General features: G+C 49.3%; 19 protein-coding genes. 14 read left to right on the top strand and 5 right to left on the bottom strand.

Features of this window, described 5'->3' with window-relative positions:
- The 6 genes from MJ768_RS04065 to mtgA all read left to right on the top strand — a co-directional run.
- Positions 1-804, top strand: an 804-nt coding sequence (locus MJ768_RS04065) for an energy transducer TonB (RefSeq protein WP_239288181.1), incomplete at its 5' end; no start/stop codon positions are given.
- Complete coding sequence (locus MJ768_RS04060) at positions 801-1,457, top strand: MotA/TolQ/ExbB proton channel family protein (RefSeq protein ID WP_239288180.1); 657 nt, start codon at positions 801-803, stop codon at positions 1,455-1,457. The genes MJ768_RS04065 and MJ768_RS04060, both read left to right, overlap by 4 nt.
- A gap of 7 nt (positions 1,458-1,464) precedes the next feature.
- Entirely contained in the window at positions 1,465-1,878 is a 414-nt protein-coding gene (locus tag MJ768_RS04055; protein ID WP_239288175.1) for an ExbD/TolR family protein, read from the top strand.
- 422 nt (positions 1,879-2,300) lie between these two features.
- Positions 2,301-3,404: a tetratricopeptide repeat protein gene (locus MJ768_RS04050; RefSeq protein WP_239288173.1), complete on the top strand. Its 1,104-nt coding sequence runs from the start codon at positions 2,301-2,303 to the stop codon at positions 3,402-3,404.
- 373 nt (positions 3,405-3,777) lie between these two features.
- Positions 3,778-4,656, top strand: coding sequence for a shikimate dehydrogenase (aroE, locus tag MJ768_RS04045; protein ID WP_239288171.1), 879 nt, complete (start codon positions 3,778-3,780; stop codon positions 4,654-4,656).
- 19 nt (positions 4,657-4,675) lie between these two features.
- Complete coding sequence (gene mtgA / locus MJ768_RS04040; RefSeq protein ID WP_239288169.1) at positions 4,676-5,371, top strand: monofunctional biosynthetic peptidoglycan transglycosylase; 696 nt, start codon at positions 4,676-4,678, stop codon at positions 5,369-5,371.
- 275 nt (positions 5,372-5,646) lie between these two features.
- Here the strand turns inward: mtgA and MJ768_RS04035 are convergent, their stop codons facing one another.
- Complete coding sequence (locus tag MJ768_RS04035; RefSeq protein WP_239288167.1) at positions 5,647-6,186, bottom strand: hypothetical protein; 540 nt, start codon at positions 6,184-6,186, stop codon at positions 5,647-5,649.
- 317 nt (positions 6,187-6,503) lie between these two features.
- Here MJ768_RS04035 and MJ768_RS04030 point away from each other — a divergent pair, with 317 nt between their 5' ends.
- The 4 genes from MJ768_RS04030 to dmeF all read left to right on the top strand — a co-directional run bounded on the left by MJ768_RS04030 (position 6,504) and on the right by dmeF (position 12,198).
- Positions 6,504-8,114 carry an NAD(P)/FAD-dependent oxidoreductase gene (locus MJ768_RS04030; protein ID WP_239288165.1) on the top strand — a complete coding sequence of 537 codons (1,611 nt, stop codon included), beginning with the start codon at positions 6,504-6,506 and terminating at the stop codon, positions 8,112-8,114.
- 281 nt (positions 8,115-8,395) lie between these two features.
- On the top strand, positions 8,396-9,931 hold the full coding sequence (gene murJ, locus MJ768_RS04025) for a murein biosynthesis integral membrane protein MurJ (RefSeq protein WP_239288163.1): 1,536 nt from the start codon (positions 8,396-8,398) through the stop codon (positions 9,929-9,931).
- Between the two features lie 285 nt (positions 9,932-10,216).
- A complete protein-coding gene (locus MJ768_RS04020) occupies positions 10,217-11,227 on the top strand; it encodes a sodium:calcium antiporter (RefSeq protein WP_239288161.1) in 1,011 nt (336 codons plus the stop codon).
- Positions 11,228-11,244: 17 nt separating this feature from the next.
- Positions 11,245-12,198 (top strand): CDF family Co(II)/Ni(II) efflux transporter DmeF, encoded by a 954-nt coding sequence (gene dmeF, locus MJ768_RS04015; protein ID WP_239288159.1) that lies wholly within the window; start codon positions 11,245-11,247, stop codon positions 12,196-12,198.
- A 155-nt stretch (positions 12,199-12,353) separates the two neighbouring features.
- On the opposite strand, the gene MJ768_RS04010 is transcribed toward dmeF, so the two are convergent.
- The 3 genes from MJ768_RS04010 to glgB form a co-directional block, all read right to left on the bottom strand.
- Positions 12,354-13,568 (bottom strand): HD-GYP domain-containing protein, encoded by a 1,215-nt coding sequence (locus MJ768_RS04010; RefSeq protein ID WP_239288156.1) that lies wholly within the window; start codon positions 13,566-13,568, stop codon positions 12,354-12,356.
- Positions 13,569-13,601: 33 nt separating this feature from the next.
- The gene (pgi, locus tag MJ768_RS04005; RefSeq protein WP_239288155.1) at positions 13,602-15,245 is read right to left on the bottom strand and encodes a glucose-6-phosphate isomerase; all 1,644 of its coding nucleotides are present in this window, start codon (positions 15,243-15,245) and stop codon (positions 13,602-13,604) included.
- Between the two features lie 169 nt (positions 15,246-15,414).
- On the bottom strand, positions 15,415-17,613 hold the full coding sequence (gene glgB, locus MJ768_RS04000; protein ID WP_239288154.1) for a 1,4-alpha-glucan branching protein GlgB: 2,199 nt from the start codon (positions 17,611-17,613) through the stop codon (positions 15,415-15,417).
- Between the two features lie 95 nt (positions 17,614-17,708).
- On the opposite strand from glgB, the gene glgC reads away from it, so the two are divergent.
- The 3 genes from glgC (at position 17,709) to MJ768_RS03985 (ending at position 22,881) form a co-directional block, all read left to right on the top strand.
- Complete coding sequence (gene glgC, locus MJ768_RS03995; RefSeq protein ID WP_239288152.1) at positions 17,709-18,989, top strand: glucose-1-phosphate adenylyltransferase; 1,281 nt, start codon at positions 17,709-17,711, stop codon at positions 18,987-18,989.
- Between the two features lie 37 nt (positions 18,990-19,026).
- Entirely contained in the window at positions 19,027-20,745 is a 1,719-nt protein-coding gene (locus MJ768_RS03990; protein ID WP_239288150.1) for a glycoside hydrolase family 57 protein, read from the top strand.
- Positions 20,746-20,856: 111 nt separating this feature from the next.
- Positions 20,857-22,881: an alpha-amylase/4-alpha-glucanotransferase domain-containing protein gene (locus MJ768_RS03985; RefSeq protein WP_239288148.1), complete on the top strand. Its 2,025-nt coding sequence runs from the start codon at positions 20,857-20,859 to the stop codon at positions 22,879-22,881.
- 114 nt (positions 22,882-22,995) lie between these two features.
- Here MJ768_RS03985 and pgl read toward each other — a convergent pair whose 3' ends face one another.
- Positions 22,996-23,706 carry a 6-phosphogluconolactonase gene (gene pgl, locus MJ768_RS03980; protein WP_239288147.1) on the bottom strand — a complete coding sequence of 237 codons (711 nt, stop codon included), beginning with the start codon at positions 23,704-23,706 and terminating at the stop codon, positions 22,996-22,998.
- A gap of 417 nt (positions 23,707-24,123) precedes the next feature.
- Here pgl and flgA point away from each other — a divergent pair, with 417 nt between their 5' ends.
- Positions 24,124-24,816 carry a flagellar basal body P-ring formation chaperone FlgA gene (gene flgA, locus MJ768_RS03975; RefSeq protein WP_239288143.1) on the top strand — a complete coding sequence of 231 codons (693 nt, stop codon included), beginning with the start codon at positions 24,124-24,126 and terminating at the stop codon, positions 24,814-24,816.
- The last annotated feature ends 49 nt before the right edge of the window (positions 24,817-24,865 follow it).

Here is a 24,865-nt window from a genome sequence, read left to right as displayed (position 1 = left end):
CACGAGGCAGCGCAGGCTCGGGTACGAGCGGAAGCCAAGGCACAAGCAGAAGCCAGGGCAAGAGCGGAAGCTGAAGCGGTTCGCTTTAAAGCAGAGCAGGAAGCGGCACGGGCCCATGCAGAACACGAGGCAGCGCAAGCCCGGGTACGAGCGGAAGCCAAAGCACAAGCAGAAGCCAGGGCAAGAACGGAAGCCGAAGCGGTTCGCCTTAAAGCAGAACAAGAAGCGGCGCGGGCCCGTGCAGAACACGAGGCAGCGCAGGCTCAGGCAAAAGCGGATGCCCTTGCGCGTGCCGAAACTGCACGGCTCAGGGCGGAGCAAGAAGCTGCGCAAGCCCGGGCAAGAGCAGAAGCCATGGCACGTGCAGAAGCTGAAGCTGCCCGTCTCAAGGCCGAGCAGGAAGCGGCGAGAGCCAGAGCAGAACACGATGCTGCGCTCGCCAAGGCAAAAGTTGAAGCGGACACCAAAGCGCGTGCCGCAGCCGAAATGGCTCGCCTCAATGCAGATCAAAGCGAGCCAAGTTACAAAGCATTTTATCATCTGAAAAACGCGAGTCCATCATACCCATTTGCAGCACGTCGCATGGGTTTGCAAGGCAAGGTGATATTGAATGTAGAAGTACTGGCCGATGGTTCGTGCGGTCAAGTCAATGTAGCTCAGAGCAGCGGCCACACCATGCTGGATAACAACGCGTTGGAAACCGTGAGGACATGGCACTTCATCCCTGCCCGTCAGGCTGGAGAGGCGATTAACAAATGGTTCAAGGTACCAATCATTTTTTCTTTGAAAGATAGCGAAACATGAACAATCTATTTTCTGTCGGTTCGCCAGTTGTAGCTGCCACTCTGCTACTCCTTATTTTTCTGTCCGTAGCGACTTGGTCAATTGCCTTGCTCAAGCTGTGGCGGCAGATACGGAACGATAAATCCAATCGTGCCTTCAGTGATGTCTTCTGGGCAGCACGCGACTGGCACGCTGCGGCTGAGGTGGCGCAGCAAGGCTCGAGTGACTTGGCGCGGTTGGCGCAAGCAGGTTTTGCCGAAGTGAAAAACTTAAGTGCTGAACAGCAAGACTTGAAACATATAGGCGCGCCGCAGGACGTGCTGGAACGCATGCTGCGCCAGCAGGTGGAAAATATGCAACGCTATCACGAACGCGGCTTGGCCGAACTCGCTACCATAGGCTCGACCTCGCCGTTCGTCGGCTTGTTCGGTACGGTGTGGGGCATCATGCACGCCTTGCAAGACATAGGCACAAGCGGTTCGGCCAGTCTGGATGTGGTTGCCGGACCGATAGGCGAAGCGCTGATTGCGACTGCCATCGGTATCGCCACTGCGCTGCCCGCAGTGTTAGCTTACAACTATTTTCTGCGCCGCCTGCGCGTGCAAGTAACAGAGCTGGAAAATTTCGCGCACGACTTCGTGCGACTGGCACTCAAACATAATTTCAAACTGTGAGGTCATCATGGCAATGAGCAATTCTTCGCAACAGGGAATGATGAGCGAGATCAACGTAACGCCGCTGGTAGACGTGATGCTGGTACTACTGGTGGTATTTATCGTTACTGCGCCACTGCTTACGCCGCAGTCGCTCAAAGTCAATGTGCCTAAAACTAAAGAAGTCGTAACAGCCTCCGACCAGGCAAAACTGCTCCCAGCACATTTGATTGTGGATGCGAAAGGAAATATCCAATTGGACAATGTTTCGATGAGCGACACACAACTGGCAGATGTTTTAAAACAGCGAGCGCTGGATCCGCTGTTTTTCATGAAAATTGAGGCAGACAAGACCGTCCCTTATGGCCGTGTGGCGGAATTTATGGCAATTGCACAACATGCCGGGGTAACAAATCTGTCTTTTGTAACAGTTCGTCAGTAACGAGAACTATGGATATACTTATCAATAAACAAGCTACTGCTTTACCGAGGTTGGATTACTGTTCAATACTATAAATTCGGCCATTAAATAGTTTGAATTTTTGAATATTTACCATAGTTGTATGAAAAAAATAGACGCAAGAACCTTAAAGAGGAAACATTGCATGAACATCGTCGGCAAGTCATTCGACAACATAAACTTGGTGGTAGCCGCAAATAGCTCAAGTTTCGAAAATGAGTAACCCTCTGTTGTATGGGAGATTATTTCACATGACCATTACGATGCTGGGGAGCAACCCAAAATGCGTCACTTCTCACTGATGCTGTTAACTGGATAAATAATTAAGTTATTTATTATCATTCGCAATCAGATAAAGTAAAATTACCCAATAATTTCGCATCGTCTACTCTGGAAAGCTCACAATGAAATTCTTACACCTGACAATTTTATTCTTGTTTGTCACCATTCTTGCTGCTTGCTCAACTACTGAAAAAGCGGCTGTTAAGGAGATTTCTGACGTATCAAAAGAATTGCCACCAGAAAACAAATTTACGCCAATGCAGAAGGAAATTGAAACAGAAAGTACAAAAAAGCAATTGGATATCAAAAATATAAATGATCAAGATTTAGATGTACGTAAACCTGCTGCCAAAACCATTGAGTCGTATCAGAAAGAAGCGGCACAGGGGGATAGTAATGCCCAATATGCACTGGGTATAAAGTTTCGTAATGGCGAGAGTGTAGCCCAGGACTATGCTAAAGCCAGAGAGTGGTTTCAGAAATCTGCTACTCAGGGCCATGCTGTTGCACAAACCATGCTTGGTAATATGTATCGCAAGGGCGAGGGTGTAGACAAGGATGCTAATAAGGCCATAGAGTGGTACGAGAAGGCCGCTGCACAGGGAGACGCAGGTGCGCAACTTAATCTTGGCTGGATGTATCGCAATGGCGAAGGCGTTGCCAAGGATGCTACTAAAGCCGTTGAGTGGTATCAAAAAGCCGCTGCACAGGGAGATCCTAGTGCGCAATATGCACTTGGTATGATGTATCGCAAAGGATTGTTAGGCGTACCCAAGGACGCTGCTATGGCAATTGAGTGGTATGAAAAAGCTGCTGTGCAGGGAGATGCGGGTGCGCAATTTATCCTTGGCGGAATGTATCGCAGTGGTGAAGGTGTAACCCAAAATGCGGCTAAAGCCGTAGAGTGGTATCAGAAATCTGCTGAGCAAGGATATCCTGTTGCGCAAACTTATCTTGGTCATATGTATCGCAATGGCGAAGGCTCGGCCAAAAATGCAGCTAAAGCTGCGGATTGGTATCAAAAGGCCGCTGTACAGGGAGATCCAGAAGCACAATTCATACTTGGCTCGATGTATCAAATTGGTGAAGGAATACCAAAAGATGATGTCAAGGCATTCGAATGGTGGCAAAAAGCCGCTGCACAAGGAGATTCTAATGCGCAATCTGCGCTTGGCACGATGAATCGCAATGGAATAGACATACCCAAGAACGGCGCCAAGTATTGAGTGACTTGTACGCGAAAAACGTATTTCGAGGGTTTAAATAGTTTTGTGTGAGCGGTTGTATGACAGGAAACTGCCTAATCTTGAAAAAATTACCTTGCTGTAGCAAGGCAAGCCCTCTCAACTTTAGTGGAGCGCATTTTAAGCTAAGATGACAGCGTCCCTTGGGCATGGCAAATAGAGGTGGTTACTAACCCTGCGGGCACCGCCCGCAATGGCACAAGTTGTTGCAATTCTTATAATAATCGGCACGGCATGAATGTGCACCTTCTGCTAATAAATAAAAATAGCATCCCGTTCAATCAAGTGCATGGTGCTAATCGAAGCAACAGGAGGACTCATAAAGCGCACTGAATAACGTTATAATTGCAGCACTATGACTGACCGTTACGCCGTAATTGGCAATCCAATTTCGCACAGTAAATCACCGCTTATTCACGCCCAATTCGCATGCCAGACCGGACAGGATTTAAGCTATGAGGCTATCCTCGCACCGCTGAATGGCTTCCGCGATACCGTGCTGGCTTTCCGTGATGGGGGATGTCGTGGCATGAACGTGACCGTACCGTTCAAGTTTGAAGCGTTCCAGCTTGCCACTCAACTCACCGTCCGCGCACAAGCGGCTCAGGCCGTGAACACACTAAAATTCGATGGCACAGAAATAATTGGCGATAACACCGACGGCGCAGGGTTAGTTGCCGACATCGAACGTAATCTTGATTTCATATTGCAGGGCAAGCGCGTATTGCTAATGGGTGCAGGCGGTGCGGCATATGGCGTAGCGTTACCATTACTCAATGCAGGAGCAATTATCACGGTGGCAAATCGCACTGAGGACAAGGCACACAAATTGGCTGCTGTATTTGCCGCGCACGGCCCCATCCAGGGCAGCAGCTACATCGCTCTCGCAGGTTCGCAATTTGATTGCGTGATCAATGCGACTTCCAGCAGCTTGGCAGACTCACTCCCGCCGTTGCCGCGAGGCGAAAGCGCCACCCCACCTTCTTCCCCTAATGCCCCTTTTTCTATTGGAGAAAACGCGAAACGCGGGGGGATTTTCGCGCCTAATGCGCTGGCCTACGACATGATGTATGGAAAGAAATCACCTTTCCTGCTCTTCGCCAAAGAGCAAGGCGCAGCGCGGCTTGCGGATGGACTCGGCATGCTGGTTGAGCAAGCTGCCGAGTCATTCTTTCTGTGGCGCAACGTACGCCCCGATACCGCCCCCGTCATCGCCAAACTGCGTCTGATTTGAGCAAACCGAAGGGCACACCATGAAAAAACTATGGTCGTGGATATGGCGCATAGTCGGAGCGCTGCTGCTTCTTTTACTGCTCTATCAACTGTGGATTTTTGCGCACATCGCATGGTGGGTAAAACACAACCCCTCCACTAGCGCCTTCATGGATCAACGATTGCTAATGATGCAAAGCAAGCGCCCGGACGCCGAGTTAAGGCATCAGTGGGTACCCTATGCAAAGATATCCAACAATCTCAAACGCGCCATGATTGCCTCTGAGGACGCTAAATTCGTTGACCACGAAGGCTTCGACTGGGAAGGCATCCAGAAGGCTTATGAAAAAAACCTGAAAAAGGGCAAGATCGTAGCGGGCGGCTCTACCATCAGCCAGCAGTTGGCGAAGAATTTATTTTTATCCACCAAGCGCACGCCATGGCGCAAGGCAGAGGAAGTGCTTATCACCGTAATGCTGGAACAAATGATGACCAAGCAACGTATTTTTGAGATTTATTTGAACGTCATAGAGTGGGGCAATGGCGTGTTCGGTGCAGAGGCAGCTGCTCGGTATTATTACCGCGTTAGCGCAGCCCAACTTTCTGCGACACAAGCCGCCAAACTTGCCGCTATGGTTCCTAATCCGCGCTACTACGATCAACACCGTGAAGCACGAGGCATGTTAAGAAAGACGCAAATTATTCTAAAACGTATGAATGACGCGGAAATTCCTTGAGCAAGAACGCAAGACACTACGAACATAAACCATATTTTTCATCGTTTTTTTAACTGCCGAAGATTTCGAACCCAAAGCATAACGGATGCATTTAGGGTGTCTCTAAAAATTCAAGTTTCTAAGCAAGACAAGGCACGAGTAAAAAATTTGAGCGCGGCATATACTTGATATGTAAGCGATAATTTTTTTCGAGTAACGCCGTATTGTGACGAAACGGGGTAAGCAGGCAAGACGCAAAGCGGCTGCTCGCAAAATTGGATTTTTAGAGGTGCCCTTTATTTGGCGACAGACAAGAAGGCTTTGATATAAGTTGAAGGAATGATAAAAGTCTCTTCTCCCCCTTTACCGCTTACTTTAAAGACAATGCCATTCTCATGGTTTTTTTCCAAGTACTCCCGCGACACATTCAGTCCAAGATGTTCATGGTGGGCGCAGGTAAAGTAATCACAAGAGCTGACATCTCTTGAACTAAGAGTGATATTGAGATTATTGCCTTTTGAATCAGACGCAGTATCATAAAAATGCCAATCGCCGTGATAGTAATCTATAACGTAAATCTGATAACTGAACCCTCCACCCTCATCCGATTTCCACGCACGTAATAAAACGGTGTCCAGAATACCTTTGCTACTGTTTGGTCCCTTGAAGCTTGTCGTTTTCTTTAAATCGTCACGTTGAACACTAATTGCACTTGCAATGGATTGAACGTCATTCCAATTGATTTTTGGCCTTGGCGCAACTCTTGGCTCCAGTTCAGCACATCCGGCGAAAATAAAAATGCCTGTAACAAGCATGGTGATTATTACAGCTTTCAATCTGCTTCTCCTTGTTCAACGCATACTACTAAAGGGCACCTCTAAAAATCCAATTTTGCGAGCAGCCGCTTTGCGTCTTGCCTGCTTACCCCGTTTCGTCACAATACGGCGTTACTCGAAAAAAATTATCGCTTACATATCAAGTATATGCCGCGCTCAAATTTTTTACTCGTGCCTTGCCTTGCCTAGAAACTTGAATTTTTAGAGGCGCCCTAAACATACCTTAAGCGCTAATAAACCCACTTGCGGTAAAATGGTCCTTTGCCACTAGCGGGCTCCTTGTTACTCCCTGACAGAATATATACGGAATACTGTGCATGTTGCGATTGACTGAAGTTAAGCTTCCTTTAAACCACCCTGATGATGATCTCAAGGCCGCGCTTCTAAAACGGCTGGGTATTAGCGCGGATCAACTGATTGGCTATGCAATATTTCGCCGTAGCTATGATGCCCGCAAGCCATCGGCCATCTTCTTTACATATACGCTGGATGTGGAGGTCAAGAACGAAGCTGCACTGCTTCAACGCTTGCAAGGCGATAAGCATATCTCACTCACACCCGACACAAGCTACCACTTTGTAACACATGCGCCGGCCAAGGTGGCTTCTCGTCCAATCGTGATTGGTACCGGTCCCTGTGGAATATTTGCGGCTCTGATTCTGGCGCAAATGGGTTTCTGTCCGATTATTCTGGAGCGTGGTAAAGCCGTGCGTGAGCGTACCAAAGACACATTCGGTCTGTGGCGGCAAGGAAAACTCAATCCAGAATCCAACGTGCAGTTTGGCGAAGGTGGCGCGGGAACATTTTCAGACGGCAAGCTGCACAGCCAAATTAAAGATCCCAAACACTACGGTCGCAAGGTGCTCGCGGAATTCGTCAAGGCGGGTGCTCCAGAAGAAATTCTTTACGTGAGCAAGCCACATATTGGCACGTTTCGGCTGGTGGGGGTGGTGGAAGAAATGCGCGCGAGCATCGAATCTCTCGGCGGAGAAATTCGTTTTCAGAGCAAGGTTGACGATATCGTCATAGACAACGGACAAGTCCGGGGAGTAGTGCTGGGTAGTGGCGAACTCATTGCCAGCGATCATGTCGTGCTCGCTGTTGGGCATAGCGCGCGCGACACCTTCCACATGTTATATCAGCGTGGTGTATACATGGAGGCCAAAGCTTTCTCCATAGGTTTTCGCATCGAGCATCCGCAAACGCTGATCGATCGCTGCCGTTTTGGCAAGAACGCTGGCAACCCCCTGCTGGGCGCGGCCGATTACAAGCTGGTGCATCACTGCGACAATGGCCGTTCAGTCTACAGCTTCTGCATGTGTCCGGGCGGCACCGTGGTAGCAGCAGCTTCCGAGGAAGGTCGCGTCGTTACCAACGGCATGAGCCAGTATTCGCGCAACGAGCGCAATGCCAATAGCGGGATTGTTGTGGCCATTACCCCCGCTGATTATCCGGGAAATCCATTGGCCGGCATCGAGTTACAACGTTACTGGGAAGCGCGCGCCTTCGAGTTGGGCGGCAGCAATTACCATGCACCGGCACAAAAAGTTGGTGATTTTCTCGCGAGTCGGCCCTCCACCACGCTTGGGTCTGTTGTGCCGTCTTACGCACCAGGTGTGCACCTATGCGATCTTTCTACGTCGCTACCGGATTACGCTATCGCAGCGATAAGAGAAGCCATCCCGGCATTCGATAAACAGCTTAAAGGGTTTGCCATGTTTGATGCCGTGCTCACTGGCGTGGAAACACGAACTTCTTCCCCCGTACGCATCAAGCGCCGCGAAGATTTTCAAAGCCTGAATATCTCAGGACTCTATCCGGCAGGAGAAGGAGCGGGTTATGCAGGCGGCATACTTTCCGCTGCAGTGGACGGCATACAGGTCGCTGAAGCCGTGGCATTGAGCATGATCCAGCATGGCAAATGCTGAAGGGAAAAATATAATATTTCATTCAGACAATTTCATGATATCAGTGAGTTTTACATGTTATTGCTGTGCAACATCCCTGCTACAATCCTTTGTTCAGCTTGAAAAGTTACATACGTCCATCAAGCGAATTCATGAGCGCCCAGATTGAGCATGTAAATATGCTCCTTACGGCAAGTTCAGATAGACATACCACTCGTGATACCTGTGCAACTAGAAAATTTCTGACTTTGTGCAAAAAACACTGTGATTCAAGACACATGCGCATTCCAAACGGACTATAAATGAACCTGCTTAAAGCTCTTGGTACCATAGGCAGCTTTACGCTGGCTTCTCGCATACTTGGCATAACCCGCGATGTATTAGTTGCGCGCATTTTCGGCGCAGGCATGGCGACCGATGCTTTTTTCGTCGCCATTAAACTGCCCAACTTGTTGCGCCGCTTGTTCGCGGAAGGGGCATTCTCCCAAGCCTTCGTGCCAATTTTAGGTGAATATAAAAACCGCCGTGGACATGAGGAAACCAAGCTGTTGGTTGATCATGTAACCACATTGCTGGCAATCATCCTGTTCATTGTTACGCTCATCGGCATAATTGCTGCGCCGATTTTGGTCTACATCAGTGCGCCGGGTTTCGTAGCGACGCCGGAGAAATTTGATCTTACCGTCCAGCTGCTGCGCATTGCCTCACCCTACATATTTTTCATTTCGCTGGTCGCCGTGGCGTCGGGGATACTCAATACCTACAATAAATTTTGGGTGCCTGCCTTCACCCCTATTCTGCTCAACCTGTGTCTTATTGGCGCTGCGTTGTGGCTGGCTCCATTTTTTGATCCGCCTATCATGGCGCTGGCATGGGCGGTTTTCTTAGCTGGATTTGTGCAGCTTGCATTCCAGCTGCCATTTTTGAAAAAAATCGGCATGCTACCGACCCTGCGCCTCAACCTGAAAGATGCGGGCGTATGGCGCGTCATCAAACAGATGGGGCCAGCGGTATTCGGTGTATCGATCAGCCAGATCAGCCTTATTATTAACACCATCTTCGCCTCCTTTCTGGTGGCGGGCAGTGTATCCTGGCTTTATTACGCCGACCGTCTGATGGAGTTTCCATCTGGCGTGTTGGGTGCGGCAATTGCCACTATTCTGCTGCCATCGCTATCCAAACATCACTCCGATGGACATCTGGTTGAGTATTCCAAGCTGCTCGACTGGGGGTTACGCCTGACCTTCATGCTTACCTTGCCCGCGGCACTCGCACTAGGCATGATTGCGGTACCACTTCTGGCAACCTTCTTTCAGCATGGCGCATTTACTGCGCACGATGTGCTTATGACGCGCAACGCGCTGGTCGGCTACAGCGTCGGCCTGATCGGCATCCTCTCGGTGAAGGTGCTGGCGCCGGGTTTCTATGCTCGTCAGGATATCAGGACCCCGGTGAAAACCGGCATCATCACCTTGCTTGCTACCCAAGCGATGAATCTGCTGTTCATCGGCTGGCTGCAACATGCAGGGTTGGCGCTGGCCATCGGCCTTGGTTCCTGCCTTAACTCCGCCATCCTGTTCTACCTGCTGCGCAAGCGTGAGATCTATCAACCAGAGCCTGGCTGGGGAAAATTTCTCGCTAAGCTGGGAGCGGCAATGCTGGTGCTGGGGTTGACGCTCTGGTTTGGTATGGGGAGTGAACAAAGCTGGCTTACCAGCGGCGGCTGGATGCGTATCTGGCGACTAACTGGATTGGTAGTGATGGGTATGACGGTGTATTTCGCCGTGCTGTGGATGCTCGGTTTTCGGCTTAAAGATTTTTCAAGGCTCGGCGCATGAATTGGTTATGGCGCCGCATAGAATCTGGGACAGACGGCAAATTTGATCGACGCCTCTGTTAACGAGGTAGCATGGTTGGCGCCAAATATGTTGGGAATCCTTCTGGTGAATCAGAAAACTTCCAATAATTATTGCATCAACATCTAAATAGGGTAGGGTAGTGAACCTTGTCCGGCCATTGGAGCTATTTATGAAAGAAAATCTTCACCCTCTGATATCCGAGCTCATTTCATTGGGAAGCGCGCAGTTCATAAGACATTTGCATGCAATATTGAGGGGATGCGAATGACGAACCTTGTTTTTGAGCTGGTTATGATGCTTTTTATCATTCTTGCAGCCTCTGAAATCTTTACAAATGCATTAGAGCACCTTGGAGAGCAACTAAAAATATCGGAAGGCGTGACAGGCTCCGTGTTCGCTGCCATCGGAACGGCCTTGCCCGAAACAATGGTTCCACTGCTCGCACTGTTCGCCGGTACAAAGAACATCAACATTAATGAAGAAATTGGTGTCGGCGCTATCTTGGGCGCACCTCTAATGCTATCAACGCTCTCTACCTGTCTTATGGCATTTGCCATTCTTCATCGGCGTGGAGTCAATGGCCATGTCCGGCCGGAGCGTAGTGGTTTCATACGTGATCTAAATTTTTTTCTGTTCGCATTCATTCTCGCCGCTGTGGCGATGTACATTCCGCAGGAGGCGCGCACCCTCCGTGGCGCGCTAAGTATTGCACTGGTTCTCACCTATTTCGTTTACATCCTGCTTACGTTGCGTGCCTCAGAAAAGCTGGTCGAGGACGGGCATGGCACTGCGGCTGAGGGCAAGATGTTCTTTGCCAAACTTGGGTTGCCGACTAATCTATGGACTATTTTTCTGCAACTAGGAATCGGGTTGGCATTGCTGATTTTTGGTGCCAAAGGGTTCATCCACGGTATTGAGGGTACTTCGCACATCTTGGGTATTTCTGCATTGCTGCTGTCTCTGCTCATTATTCCGATAGCGACCGAGCTTCCCGAAAAAGTAAACAGTATTTTATGGATTCGGCGTGGTAAAGATACGTTGGCTTTCGGGAACATTACCGGGGCGATGGTGTTCCAAGGAACGCTGTTACCTGCTATTGGAATTATGCTAACACCTTGGCAACCGCGCATAGAAGTGTTGACCGGTGTACTTGTCACCTTGGTCGCCGCCGCGTGGCTTCGGTTCCATGCACGATCAGGCGGATTGCCGGTGTGGACGCTGCTGGTAAATGGCGGCCTTTACGTTATCTTCCTCGCGATTACGTTATCGCGATAGGGCAATAATAATCAGCTATGCAGACCCGTAACCAGCCATCTTATACTCACAATCGCGTCTTCGACGAAGGCCGTCTCGCAGCCGAGCGTGGCACACGCGCGGTCATGTGGATAACTATCGCCATGATGGTCGTGGAAATCATATCGGGCTGGTGGTTTAATTCGATGGCATTGTTGGCAGATGGCTGGCATATGAGCTCTCATGCTGTGGCCATTGGCTTGAGCTCCTTTGCATACGCAGCAGCTCGACACTATGCCCAAGATCCACGTTTTACATTCGGCACCTGGAAAATTGAAGTGCTGAGCGGATTCACAAGCGCAATCTTACTCTTGGGCATCGCCGTAATGATGGTTTTTAGTTCAGTGGAGCGTATTTTTTCACCGCAGCCGATTCACTATCTGGAAGCGATGATCGTCGCGGCCATCGGTCTTGCAGTAAACGTCATTTGCGCAATTATTCTTGGCAGAGCGCATGATCACCACAACCATCACGAACAACACGAACATCGCGAGCATCCTCATCACCACGACCTCAACCTGAAGTCGGCGTATGTGCATGTGATCGCCGACGCAGCTACGTCAGTGCTCGCCATCATAGCCCTGGCAGGCGGTTGGCTCTATGGCTGGTCTTGGTTGGACCCAGCTATCGGGATTGTTGGTGCGGTATTAGTAGCGATTTGGTCTAAGAATTTGATTATTGCGACTGGAACAGCGCTGCTCGACCGTGAGATGGATCATCCTGTTGTGGACAAAATCAGGAAGGTCGTAGAATCTGGGTCGGCGACAGCCGATACATTGATCACTGATCTTCACGTCTGGCGCGTCGGTACGCGATCATATTCTTGCGCGCTAAGCGTCGATACCAACGACAAAACATTGACACCTCGGCGCGTGCATAAGCAGCTCGCACAACATGAGGAAATTGTCCACGCCACCATCGAAATCCATCATGTGAATAATATAAAGGAGTGAACAAAGACTGTGTGGCGGGAGCAATTGATATCCAGCGCCAGACTACACACTATGACAGGGCAATTTCAATTGTCAGAAGCAACACCGTGTCGCAAATAAATTGAATCGGCATTAATTTCAGCCAAACTAAATGTATTATTTCGGCATCTTTGACGCTAAACACCCATAATTTCGCCTAAATCGAATCCCCATTGCAGTGGGTTTTCCAAGTTGGCGATACTGTCTGCCGATTTCGACAAGTCGATTATTTCCTGCAGGATGTGTGCGTTAGAACGGGTTGAGAAGAACACCTTCACTATGGGCTTGATCAAACTTTTCTTCGATTGATCAGTCACTACGCCTAGACGCCCGGACTTCAGCTTAAGCAAGGTGCCGGTTGGATAAATGCCGACCGTTTTAACGAAGGCATGAAAGATAACCTCGTCGAAATGCCCATTCTTCCACTCTGCCATCTTGCGGATGGATTCCGCAGGTTCCCATCCTTTTTTATAGCAGCGATTTGAAGTGATTGCATCATATACGTCACATACCGCAGCCATACGCGCAAATAATGTTAACGCCTCACCGGATAATTTGTCTGGATAGCCCATGCCATCTACGCGCTCGTGATGATGCCGACAGACATCCAATACCAAATCGTTGACCTCATTAGAGTCTTTGAGAAATCCCCAACCTTTTAGCGGGTGGGCCTTGACTATATTGAACTCTTCATCCGTTAATTTTCCTGGCTTGTTAAGTACCTCGTGGGGGATAAAAACCTTGCCGATGTCATGCAGCAATCCGGCAATGCCAGCTTGCTTTAGCATCTCATGTTCCAGTTCCAGCTGCCGCCCCAGTGCAATCATCAGAATGCAGACGGCAACCGAATGCAAATAGGTATAGTTGTCTGCATTTTTCAGCCGGGACAAACTGATCAAAGCAGAGGAGTTGCGTGCTATGGATTGGTTTATTTCGTCTACCAGCGATACAACATCATCAAGCTTGAGTGCATTACCCATACGCACATCGCTGAATATGGAGATAACAACCTTCTTAGCCTGGGTGTGTATTTTTTTCGCTGCAATTAACTCGACCCGCAAAGGCACAAGCACTTCAGTTTTTTGTAATGTTTGCTCGATCTTTTTCAGTTCACTCTCGACCTTGAGTTCCGCTTCTTTTTGTGAAAGTGCTGCTACATTGGCATTTATATCCAAACCAATGCTAGTGTCTATCCATACTTCATCCACCCCGCAATTTTTGAGGGTATTGAGGTCTTTATCCTCAGTCAGCATGAATGAATTTTTCCAAAAAGGATGATCCATCCAACTTCCACAGACCTCTTGGATAAACATGCCTAAGCGGACGTCTTTAACTTTTATTTTTTTCAGCATGGCTTAACTATAGCTTCAAAATTGCCCTAATATCTAAACCTGGTGTGCGAGAAAGTGATTGATCAAGCCATTTGTTGAAGAGTCATGCACAAAAACGCGCTCTTTCCTTTGAAGTTCAGGCAGCAATTTACCGGCAAGTTGTTTGCCGAATTCAACACCCCACTGGTCAAAAGCATTGATGTCCCAGATCACGCTTTGCACAAATACTTTATGTTCGTAAAGGGCAACCAGCATTCCCATAGTGTATGGATCCAGCTGATCAAACAGTAAAGTATTGGTTGGGCGGTTGCCCGGAAATACTTTGTACGGCAACAGCGTTTCCAGCGCTGTACCACTTAGGCCTTGCAGCTCAAGTTCAGCACGTGCTTCCGCTGTGGATTTACCTAGCATTAATGCCTCGGTCTGTGCAAAACAATTTGCCAGCAATATGGAATGGTGTTCGCCAATCGGGTTGTGGCTGGTAATCGGCGCGAGGAAATCTGCAGGCACCATGCGTGTGCCCTGGTGTATCAGTTGATAGAAGGAGTGTTGGCCATTGGTGCCAGGTTCGCCCCAAATTACCATACCGGTGGCATAGTCCACTACCTGACCATTGCGGTCTACGCTTTTGCCATTGCTTTCCATCTCCAGCTGTTGCAGATAAGCGGGAAAGTGTTGCAGATATTGATCGTAGGGAAGGATGGCATACGAAGCTGCACCAAAAAAATTGGTGTACCAGATGCCAAGCATTCCCAATATTACCGGCATGTTGCGCTCCAGGGGAGTTTCACGAAAGTGCCTGTCCATGGCATGAGCACCGGCAAGCAGGCGTTCAAAATTGTTTATGCCAATATAAAGCGCAATGGGCAAACCTATAGCCGACCACAATGAGTAACGGCCGCCAACCCAATCCCAAAATTCAAACACATTCTCCGGGTTAATGCCAAATTTGGATGTTTCAGCGAGGTTAGTCGAGACCGCTACGAAATGCTTGCCGACAACCTCGTCAGCTCCCAAATGCGTAACCAACCAGTCGCGTGCTGAATGGGCATTGGTAAGTGTTTCCAGTGTGGTAAATGTTTTTGAGCTAATAATAAAAAGAGTGGTTTCTGGATCGAGACGTTTTAATATTTCTGCCAAGTCCGTAGCATCCACATTAGAAACGAAATGCACATTCAATTGCATGCTGCCATAAGACTTGAGCGCCTCGCTGACCATAAGCGGCCCTAAAGCGGAACCACCGATGCCGATGTTTACCACGTCCCGAAATGGTTTCCCGGTATACCCACACAACGTTCCATTGCGCACCGCTTCAGAGAAGTGCCGGATATGATCCAACACGCGATGTACGTCCGGCACAACATCTTTGCCGTCTACATACACCGAAGCGCCTCGGGGGGCGCGCAATGCAGTGTGCAACGCCGCACGCTGTTCGCTAGTATTGATTTTGTCACCATTGAACATGCGAGCAATCCAGTCATCCAGTTTCGACTGGCGTGCAAGATTCAACAACAGGGCGAGTGTTTCTGCGGTAATGAGATTCTTCGAGTAATCCAGCAGCAGACCATTCAATTGCAAAGAGAACTTGTCGAAACGCTTCGGGTCGTCGCAAAACATCTCGCGCATGGTCCGCTGGCTTATTTCCGTTTGATGAGCCGTTAAAGCTTGCCAAGCTGGCGAATGGATTAGAGTCGACATAGTTGTCTCAATATTATTTATTGAACATTTACATTATTGACGATTTCACTATTACAGATAGAGGTTCGTCATTCAGAATTCTCGCAAAAATGAGAATGATGAGTTTATTTGTCATAAATGACAAAGATCAATTAAGGGCAATAGGGTATATGCAACTTTAGTTTTATGCTCATGCCGGACTTAGCATAATGCCTGCGAGCGGCGGCAATTCTATCTCGACGGAATAGGGTTGCCCCATCCAAGGTAGAGATTCGGCATAAATTTTACTAGAATTTCCGACATTGCCGCCGCCATAATAGTGTGAATCGCTGTTGAAAATTTCCAGATAAGCACCATCGAACGGAACGCCGATGCGGTAGCGGTGGCGTGGGACCGGGGTGAAATTAAAGGCAACTACAACTGTCTCGCCATGTCGCCCACGGCGCAAAAAAGAAAGCAGCGAACGTTCAGCGTCCTGACAATCAATCCAGGAAAAACCAGCTTGTTCGAAGTCCTGTTCATACAAAGCCGGCACGTTTCGGTAAAGATGATTCAAGTCGCGCGCCATGCTTTGTATGCCCCGATGCGGCTCGAGGCCGAGTTGCCACCATTCAAGTTCCCAGCTCGATCTCCATTCTCGTCCTTGGCCGAATTCATTGCCCATGAAGTTCAGTTTTTTGCCCGGACTCGTCATTTGATAAGTCATTAGTAACCTCAGGTTGGCAAATTTCTGCCAGCTATCGCCGGGCATCTTGTCGAGTAGCGAACCCTTGCCATGTACCACCTCATCATGTGAAAACGGCAGCATGAAATTTTCGCTATAAGCATAAAGCTGACTAAAAGTAAGTTGATTAAGGTGATAGCGGCGGTGAACTGGGTCTAACTGCATGAAGCTAAGTGTGTCGTTCATCCAGCCCATGTTCCACTTCATGGAAAAGCCGAGCCCGCCAAGATACACCGGGCGTGAAACCCCCGGCCAGGACGTGGATTCCTCGGCTAGCGTCAATGCACCCGGGAATACGTCATGTACCATGATGTTGAGTTCGCGCAGGAACTCGATGGCCTCGAGATTTTCTCGCCCGCCATATTTGTTCGGTAGCCATTCACCTTCCTTACGCGAATAATCGAGATACAACATGGAAGCCACCGCATCCACACGCAGGCCATCGAAATGAAATTGCGACAGCCAGTAATGCGCACTCGACAATAAAAAGCTTTTTACCTCATTACGACCATAGTTAAAAATGTGCGTGCCCCAGTCCTGATGGAAGCCGAGGCGCGGATCTTCGTGTTCATACAGCGCGGTGCCGTCAAAATACGCCAGCGCAAAAGCGTCCTGCGGGAAATGCGCTGGCACCCAGTCGAGCAGCACGCCAATTCCGGCTTGATGACAGTTATCTACGAAGTAGCATAAATCATCAATGGATCCGAAGCGACTGGTCGCGGCGAAATAGCCAGTCGCTTGGTAACCCCATGATTCGTCAAGCGGATGCTCCGAAACAGGCATTAGTTCAACGTGGGTATAACCCATATCTTTGAGATAGGGAACAAGATTTTCAGCCAGTTCGCGATAAGTATAATAGCGTCCGTCTGGGTGACGCTTCCATGATCCTGCATGAATTTCGTAGATATTGAGAGGGGCGTGTAGCCAGTCCCAATTGTTGCGCTGCTCCATCCATTCTGCATCCTGCCATGTGTGGTGGAGAGCAGACCCAGCGCGAGCAGCAGTACCAGGCCGCAATTCAAATGCGTTGGCATAGGGGTCGGTTTTGACTAGCAAGATACCGGCGTGATTGCGGATCTCAAATTTGTACAGCATGCCTTGTTCAATTTCTGGAATAAATAACTCCCACACGCCGCTGGAACCATGCGCCGCCATCGGATGAATGCGACCATCCCAGCGGTTAAATTCACCTATCACACTTATTCGCTCGGCATTTGGTGCCCACACTGCAAAACGCACACCCGGAATGTCGTTAATTTGCATTGCATGTGAGCCCAGTACGCGATAGGCCTGATGTAACTTTCCTTCGTTAAAAAGGTGCAGGTCGAAATCGGAAATTTGTGGTGCAAAGGCATAGCAATCATGCACCAAACGCTCCATACCGTTGTTTAGCCCCGGTCCGTTTTCCCTGATGCGCAGACTATAGGGATGGCGCGGTTCTTCGCTGCCATGCCATTCGAATAAACCATCTGGATGAACGCGTTCCAGCGCTTCGCTGCCATGCGCGGTTTTCAGCCAAACTTCATTTGCGTGAGGATTGAATACCCGCACTACATATCTTTCATTTTCCAGGTGTGGGCCGAGATAAGCGAAGGGATTATGCAGTCGCCCTTGCAGCAATAATTCAGCACGCGGATCAGGTTTGATGCGAAGATTCTTTTTCATGGTGAGGTGATTATAACCACAATTAAGACCCGGCTATAATTACAATCTGATACAGTTCTGAACAAGATTCTAAATCAACGACTACGAGGGGAATCATGCCGCTACCTGAAAAATTACGTTTCGTGAGTTCGATAACTAAAAGCACTTACGCCATGATTCTGGCGGGAGGGCGTGGCTCTCGTCTGCATCAACTTACAGACTGGCGGGCCAAACCTGCTGTGCCATTTGGTGGCAAGTTTCGCATTATCGATTTTGTGCTGTCAAATTGCGTGAATTCTGGCATCAGACGGATAGGTGTAGCGACGCAATACAAATCACACAGCTTGATCCAGCATATTCAGCGCGGCTGGAGTTTCCTGAATGGCCAGTTCGGCGAATTCATTGACGTGCTGCCGGCTCAGCAAAGAATAGAGGAAATGTGGTATCGGGGCACGGCCGATGCGGTATTCCAAAACCTGGATATCATGCGCACAACGAATCCAGATTACGTGCTGATATTGGCGGGCGATCACGTCTATAAGATGGACTACGGCAAGCTCCTTGCCTTCCATGTAGAAAAGCAGGCCGACATGACTGTTGCCTGCATCGAGGTTCCTATCAAGGATGCGAGTGGATTCGGCGTAATGGGTGTAAATATGGAATCACGAGTGGTGAATTTTAACGAGAAGCCTGGCCACCCCAATCCGAGCCCGGGAAACCCTAATCTGGCGTTGGCCAGCATGGGTGTGTATGTGTTTAACACCCGCTTTCTGTACGAACAATTGGTGCGGGACGCAGATGATAAGAATTCCAGCCATGATTTCGGTAAGGACATCATCCCGCATTTGGTCTCCGCTAACTACCGTGTGTTTGCGCAGAGCTTTGAAGAGAGCTGTGTAAATCTGAATGGCGAAGTACCCTATTGGCGAGACGTGGGAACTATAGACGCCTACTGGGAAGCCAACATGGAACTTACCAAGGTTACCCCTGCCCTAAATATGTATGATCAGGAATGGCCAATCTGGACGTATCAGGAACAATTACCACCGGCCAAATTCGTATTTGATGACAGTACTCGCCGCGGCATGGCTGTGGATTCTTTAGTATCAGGAGGCTGCATCATTAGCGGCGCTTACGTGCGCAATTCGCTGCTATTCTCTAACGTGCACATACACAGTTACAGTAATGTCGAGGATTCGGTAATATTGCCCAACGTAAAGGTGTCACGCAATGTAACGCTCAAGCGCGTGGTGGTGGACAAAAATTGCGTGATCCCGGAGGGCTTGATCGCCGGGATCAACCGTGAGGAAGATGCGAGCCGTTTTTTTGTAAGTGATAACGGTATTACACTGATCACCCCCGACATGCTGGGCCAGGAAGTGCACCGCGTGCGTTAAACTTAGGTCTATTAACATTTAATTAAATGGAATTTTCATGTCCAGGCCCCTCGATTTAGTTTTTCTCTGGCACATGCACCAGCCAGATTATCGCGATCATGCCACTGGCGACTTCTTGTTGCCGTGGGTTTATCTGCACGCGATCAAGGATTACACCGACATGGCTTTTCATCTGGAACAACATCCTCAGGTGAAGGTGACGGTGAATTTCGTGCCGGTTTTGCTGGATCAACTGGAAGATTACGAACAGCAGTTTACCACCGGCCAGATACGCGACCCGCTGTTGCGACTGCTGGCGCGCGAGAACCTCGATGACCTGAACGCAGCGGAACGCGATCTGGTGTTGACGAGTTGTTTCCGCAGTAACCATCATAGTATGGTCGCGCCGTATCACGCCTACAAGCGTCTGTCCGAATTGTACAAAATGCTCGAACCCGGCGGTAATACAGAGCTTGCCTATCTGTCTGGACAATATTTTGCCGACTTGCTGACTTGGTACCACTTGGTGTGGTGCGGTGAAAGCGTGCGCCGCGAACACAACTTGGTCATTCGCCTAATGAGCAAGAACGAAGGCTTTAATCATGCTGATCGCAAGTGGTTATTCGACCTGATTGGACAAGTCATTACCGGCATTATTCCGCGCTACCGCAAGCTGGCCGAAAGCGGTCAAATCGAACTTTCCACGACACCTCACTACCATCCGCTTGCGCCGTTGTTGCTAGATATCAATAGTGCGCGTGAAAGCAAACCGGATATCAGCCTGCCGCAATCGAAATGCTATCCCGGCGGAAAATCACGCGTCCAGGCGCATCTTCTTTCCGCCCAAAAAAGTCACCAAGCACGCTTCGGCGCCACTCCACGCGGTATCTGGCCAGCAGAAGGTGCGGTTTCAACGGCTTTACTGGAAGTGTTTGCGGTGCAAGAATGCCGCTGGACGGCGAGTGGAGAAGGCGTACTGGCTAACAGCTTGCGCACAGCGGAGCATTACTTGCCTGAGCGCGCCCAATATCTCTATCGCCACTATCATTTGCAAGGTGCAGCAAGTGGTGTGCGCTGTTTTTTTCGAGATGACCGCCTATCCGATTTGATTGGTTTTGAATACTCGCGTTGGAATGGCAAGGATGCCGCACTGCATTTTGTTTCCCAGCTGGAAGCGATTGCACAACAGGCACCTGAGGGCGAAGCGCCAGTGGTCAGCGTTATCCTTGATGGTGAAAACGCCTGGGAATATTATCCCTATAACGGCTATCATTTCTTTACCGATTTATATTCTGCGTTGCAAGCACACTCGTCAATCAGCACCACGACCTATTGCGGTTATCTGGATCGGCTTGATGATGCTGAAGGAAACCAACAGCTTGCCAAGGAAGGAGAGCTGCCGCGCCTCGTTGCCGGTAGTTGGGTATACGGTGATTTCTCCACCTGGATTGGCTCGCCCGAGAAGAACCGCGCTTGGGATTTGTTGTGCATGGCAAAACAAAATTATGACTTGGTGGTGGCAAGCGACCGCTTGAACAAGGCAGAGCGCTTGGTTGCCGAAAAACAGTTGGCTTCATGCGAAAGTTCCGACTGGTTCTGGTGGTTTGGTGATTACAATCCTGCCCATGCAGTGGAAAGTTTTGATCGCCTATATCGCAGCAATTTAATGCAGTTATATCGTTACTTGAAATTACCTGTTCCTGCCACTTTAAATTCTCCAATCAGCCAAGGTGGTGGTTTACCTGAAGCAGGCGGTACGATGCGTCGTGGTTCTTGATGGCGCGCTCGCATTTGCCTGGCGACTAATATCAGTCCACTGCATGTCAATCGTAGCTCAATATTTTTTGAGATGTCACGATGTCATTGGCAATTAACACAGAGTCCTAAAATGAAAACATACGAAACAGTTTCCTTACTTTTTGGTGTCCATGCTCACCAGCCGGTGGGCAACTTCCCGGAAGTGGTGGACGACGCGCATCAGCGTTGCTATAAGCCATTTCTGCATATCTTGCATCGCTATCCTGAATTTCGTTTTGCCGCACATTTCAGCGGCTGGTTGCTCGATTACCTGTTTAATAAATATCCGCAAGATATGGTTTTACTTACTGAAATGGTACAGCGCGGCCAGGTCGAAATGTTCGGTGGCGGGGACACCGAGCCGGTTCTGGCGGTCATTCCCAACCGCGATCGTATCGGACAGATCGTCAGGTTATCTGACAAACTGGAAGCCAGAATGGGGGCTAGGGCACAAGGTGCATGGTTAACCGAACGCGTGTGGGAGGCAACGGTAGTGCCTGCCTTATCAGATTCCCAAATTAATTACGTCACAGTAGATGATTACCACTTCTTGTGCAGCGGCAAGCGCATTGAAGAATTGAATGGCTATTTCACTACCGAAGAGGACGGCCGCAAACTCGACCTGTTTCCGATTTCCGAGGCGCTACGCTACCGCATGCCGTTTTCTCCGGCGCATGAAGTAGTGGCCTATCTGGAAAGCCTGGCGCGTACCGACATGCAGGCATCAGCCGTGTATTTCGACGACATCGAAAAGTTTGGCATCTGGCCGGAAACTTACCAGTGGGTTTATGAAAAAGGCTGGCTGGAAGATTTTATTCGTGGGGTGCTGGCTTCATCGAAAATTACCACACAGACCTATCGCGACTATCATGCAGCCGAAAAAACGCGCGGTATTGTATATCTGCCTACCACCTCCTACATCGAAATGAACGAGTGGACTTTGCCGATGGCTGCTGCCCATACTTATGCCGATTTGGTCCACACGGAAAAAGCAAGCGGCCATTACGAAGAGCGCAAAGCATTTCTGCGCGGCGGCATCTGGAAGAATTTTTTCACCCGTTATCCCGAATCGAACTGGATGCACAAGCGCATGTTGGGGTTGTCTGAGCGTTTGCATGCCCTGCCGGAAGAGAAGCGCACACTTGAGATGGTTGATGAACTCTATATTGCGCAAGCCAACGATGCATACTGGCATGGCTTGTTTGGCGGATTGTATCTGCCACACCTGCGCCGTGCGGTATACGGCGCCATCGTCAAGCTGGAATCTTTACTAGATAAGGTTCTCCCACGTGCAGCCTGTATTTGCACCGATGCTGACAGTGATGGCCACGATGAAGTTTTCCTACATAACACAATGCTGCAAGCGATCGTGAAACTTGATGGCAGCGCCAGCATATCCGAACTTGATGCATATCAATTGCATCACAACTTCGGCGATACACTGCGCCGCCAGTTGGAGCATTATTTCCGCAAAATTGAATCCAGCCACGCCACGCAGCCGCATGAAGGCAGTGGTATCGTTTCAGCGCATGATCGCGTGGCTTTCAAGCATGAAATCACTGCGAAAAACTTGATGGCAGATAGCTACGCACAGACTTTATTTCGCGATTTCTTGCTGCTGGATGACGAAGAAGTTGAGCTTGCATATGAACTGGTCGAAACGAACACTGAAGCTATAGTATTCCGCACCGAATTTGGTGGCAAAACTATACAAAAACGTATTAGCTTGAACGCTAACTGTCTATGCGTTAGTTACACCTTCGATAGCGCATTGCAAGGAGGTTTCCTCACACGTGTGGCACTGGCGATGCCGAGTTGCAATGGTTATGCCGGCCGTTATATTCAGGATGAAAAAATTCTCAGCGGTTTTGGCAGTGCGCTCGAGTTGACTGATATGAATGGTTTGGTGCTGGATGATCGTGTACTCGGCGGAAATTTAGTGTTGAATAACAACCACCCGATCCAGTTATTTGGTATGCCATATTTCACAGTTTCGCAATCCGAAGCCGGATTCGAAAAGATTATGCAGGCGGTAATGTTAACCCTGCAATGGCCGCTTCCGCAAAATGAAATGAGCGTTATGTTGACCATAAATCCGGGCAATGCGATGCTGTAATTATCAGTTATTATGTTTATCATTTTCCCGTACTGCGCATGGCAATATAGCAGCGTCAGCCAGTACCGGGGTTGATCGTCCATGGCGGGGAGTGTGAACGATGGGATAAGCAACTCACGCTAGCAGTGCCGCTTCAAGATACACATCCACACCATTTGCCGGATTAATGGCAGCAGCAGGAATAGCGACCCCAGTGCGCCAATCCCCTACTGCCTGTTGCTTTATGGCACCGCTCACCATAAATATAACCTTTCGTGCCGCACTCAAGCGATGCGCGCTGAGCGATACCCGCTGTGGCGGATATTTTGGCGCATTCTCCTCCGCAATAACGGCTGGAGCATCGGCTGTGTTACCCAGCTCGTGACCTGGAAACAGGCTGGCAGTGTGGCCATCTTCCCCCAATCCCAGCAAAACCAAATCAAATAACTCAATCCCTGCCAGTGTATGTGCATAAGCGCTGGCTGCTGCCTGCGCGCCTTTCTCTGCGGGAATAAGGTGAATCTGGGTAAGCGGGATGGCGACATGGTTCAGCCAAGCCTGCGCGACTATCCAACTGTTGCGTTCCACATGGTCAGCTGGCAGACAACGTTCATCACCGAAATACACATGCCAGGCAGCCCAGTCTGCATCAGCCTTGCGCAGCGACTCATATACACGGCGCGGTGTTGTGCCGCCGGCCAGCACGATATGGAATGTTCCGCGCAGGTTAATGGCCTGCAGCGCCGCCTGCAATATTGCTTGTGTTGCAGCCTGCTCTAGTTCGGCAGTTGTGTTGAAACAGTGCCAACGGCATTGTTGCGGGGGGTTACTAATTGATAAAGGCATACAATTCACCCGGGAGTAATATGACAATGTATGCGATTGTATGGCTGGCTGAGATTGATGATTTAGTATTATTAAATACGAGATAATCAAAACTGTTTCGCAATTGCCTGTTGGAATTATTTATATATTAAGATAGGTGATATAAAACAATCAATTGGCGGAAAATTTTGTCCGAGGCGGTCAATTATTCTGTGCCAGCCAAGGTAGCTTTCGAGATAATGCGTGGCTATACCATGAAATTCCGCCATCCATTGTTTGAGTCAGCTGTTGCAACGCGGTATTTTGGATGAAATTAAAAATTTTAGAAGTTTCTTGCCTGTTAAACACTGAATAGCGAACGTTATGTATTGAAATCTGTCTAATTTTTTTGATATTAAAAAGTTCTCACTATATCTACTGCAAGCAGAAAATATAAATATGAACAATCTTTTGCAATGGGCAGTGCTCGGCGCACTGTTGTGCACCATGTCCTCCGCATGGGCAGTGCCACAACAAAGCCATGCCGAAATACGCACGATCATTACCGCTTTCGTGCACGAGCAAACACTTGCCCTGCCGGGCCAAGTTACTATCACGGTGAATGAGATTGACCGGCGCGTCTCGCTTCCAGCCTGTCCAGCGCTGGAAGCATTTCTTCCTCCTGGAGGACAGCTGCTGGGCAACAATACAGTAGGCGTCCGCTGCACTGCTAATATGAAGAAATGGACACTGTTCGTGCCAGTGCATATTAAAGTGAGTGCGAATCTGCTCATCGCCAATAGTCCACTGCAACAGGGGCATGTACTACGCGCCGAAGATATTGGAAGCCAGAAAAGTGAGTTAGCTCAAACAGGTATTCTCACCGACCCTTTGCAAGCCATCGGCAAAGTACTTAAATATAGTGTTGGGGCAGGGCAAGTGTTAAAACAGGACATGCTGCGCGCGCCCTACGCAGTAAGGCAGGGACAGACAGTACAAATTCAAGTTGAAAGGCAAGGCTTCAAAATTCATGCTGATGGTCAAGCATTAAGTAACGCGGCGGAAGGACAAACCGTACAGGTGAAAACCTCATCCGGTCAGGTGGTGAGCGGTGCAGTGCAGCCGGATGGAGCAGTAAACATCCGGCCCTAGCAGCCTGTCGGACTTCCCCCCATTAAAAATAACAAATTGCAAGTGTAAA

This window comes from Candidatus Nitrotoga sp. 1052, assembly GCF_927312905.1.
Classification (GTDB): domain Bacteria; phylum Pseudomonadota; class Gammaproteobacteria; order Burkholderiales; family Gallionellaceae; genus Nitrotoga.
The sequence above is the reverse complement of the archived record's forward strand: the minus strand, read 5'-3'. Positions and strand labels throughout refer to the sequence as shown.

Coding starts and splice junctions, on each gene's coding strand:
- MJ768_RS04055 (WP_239288175.1), top strand. CDS start 1,465: ATGGCAATGAGCAATTCTTCGCAACAGGGAATGATGAGCGAGATCAAC.
- MJ768_RS04020 (WP_239288161.1), top strand. CDS start 10,217: ATGACGAACCTTGTTTTTGAGCTGGTTATGATGCTTTTTATCATTCTT.
- pgi (WP_239288155.1), bottom strand. CDS start 15,245: ATGTCGACTCTAATCCATTCGCCAGCTTGGCAAGCTTTAACGGCTCAT.
- MJ768_RS04050 (WP_239288173.1), top strand. CDS start 2,301: ATGAAATTCTTACACCTGACAATTTTATTCTTGTTTGTCACCATTCTT.
- glgB (WP_239288154.1), bottom strand. CDS start 17,613: ATGAAAAAGAATCTTCGCATCAAACCTGATCCGCGTGCTGAATTATTG.
- MJ768_RS04030 (WP_239288165.1), top strand. CDS start 6,504: ATGTTGCGATTGACTGAAGTTAAGCTTCCTTTAAACCACCCTGATGAT.
- mtgA (WP_239288169.1), top strand. CDS start 4,676: ATGAAAAAACTATGGTCGTGGATATGGCGCATAGTCGGAGCGCTGCTG.
- MJ768_RS04060 (WP_239288180.1), top strand. CDS start 801: ATGAACAATCTATTTTCTGTCGGTTCGCCAGTTGTAGCTGCCACTCTG.
- flgA (WP_239288143.1), top strand. CDS start 24,124: ATGAACAATCTTTTGCAATGGGCAGTGCTCGGCGCACTGTTGTGCACC.
- MJ768_RS03985 (WP_239288148.1), top strand. CDS start 20,857: ATGAAAACATACGAAACAGTTTCCTTACTTTTTGGTGTCCATGCTCAC.
- murJ (WP_239288163.1), top strand. CDS start 8,396: ATGAACCTGCTTAAAGCTCTTGGTACCATAGGCAGCTTTACGCTGGCT.
- glgC (WP_239288152.1), top strand. CDS start 17,709: ATGCCGCTACCTGAAAAATTACGTTTCGTGAGTTCGATAACTAAAAGC.
- MJ768_RS03990 (WP_239288150.1), top strand. CDS start 19,027: ATGTCCAGGCCCCTCGATTTAGTTTTTCTCTGGCACATGCACCAGCCA.
- MJ768_RS04010 (WP_239288156.1), bottom strand. CDS start 13,568: ATGCTGAAAAAAATAAAAGTTAAAGACGTCCGCTTAGGCATGTTTATC.
- dmeF (WP_239288159.1), top strand. CDS start 11,245: ATGCAGACCCGTAACCAGCCATCTTATACTCACAATCGCGTCTTCGAC.
- aroE (WP_239288171.1), top strand. CDS start 3,778: ATGACTGACCGTTACGCCGTAATTGGCAATCCAATTTCGCACAGTAAA.
- pgl (WP_239288147.1), bottom strand. CDS start 23,706: ATGCCTTTATCAATTAGTAACCCCCCGCAACAATGCCGTTGGCACTGT.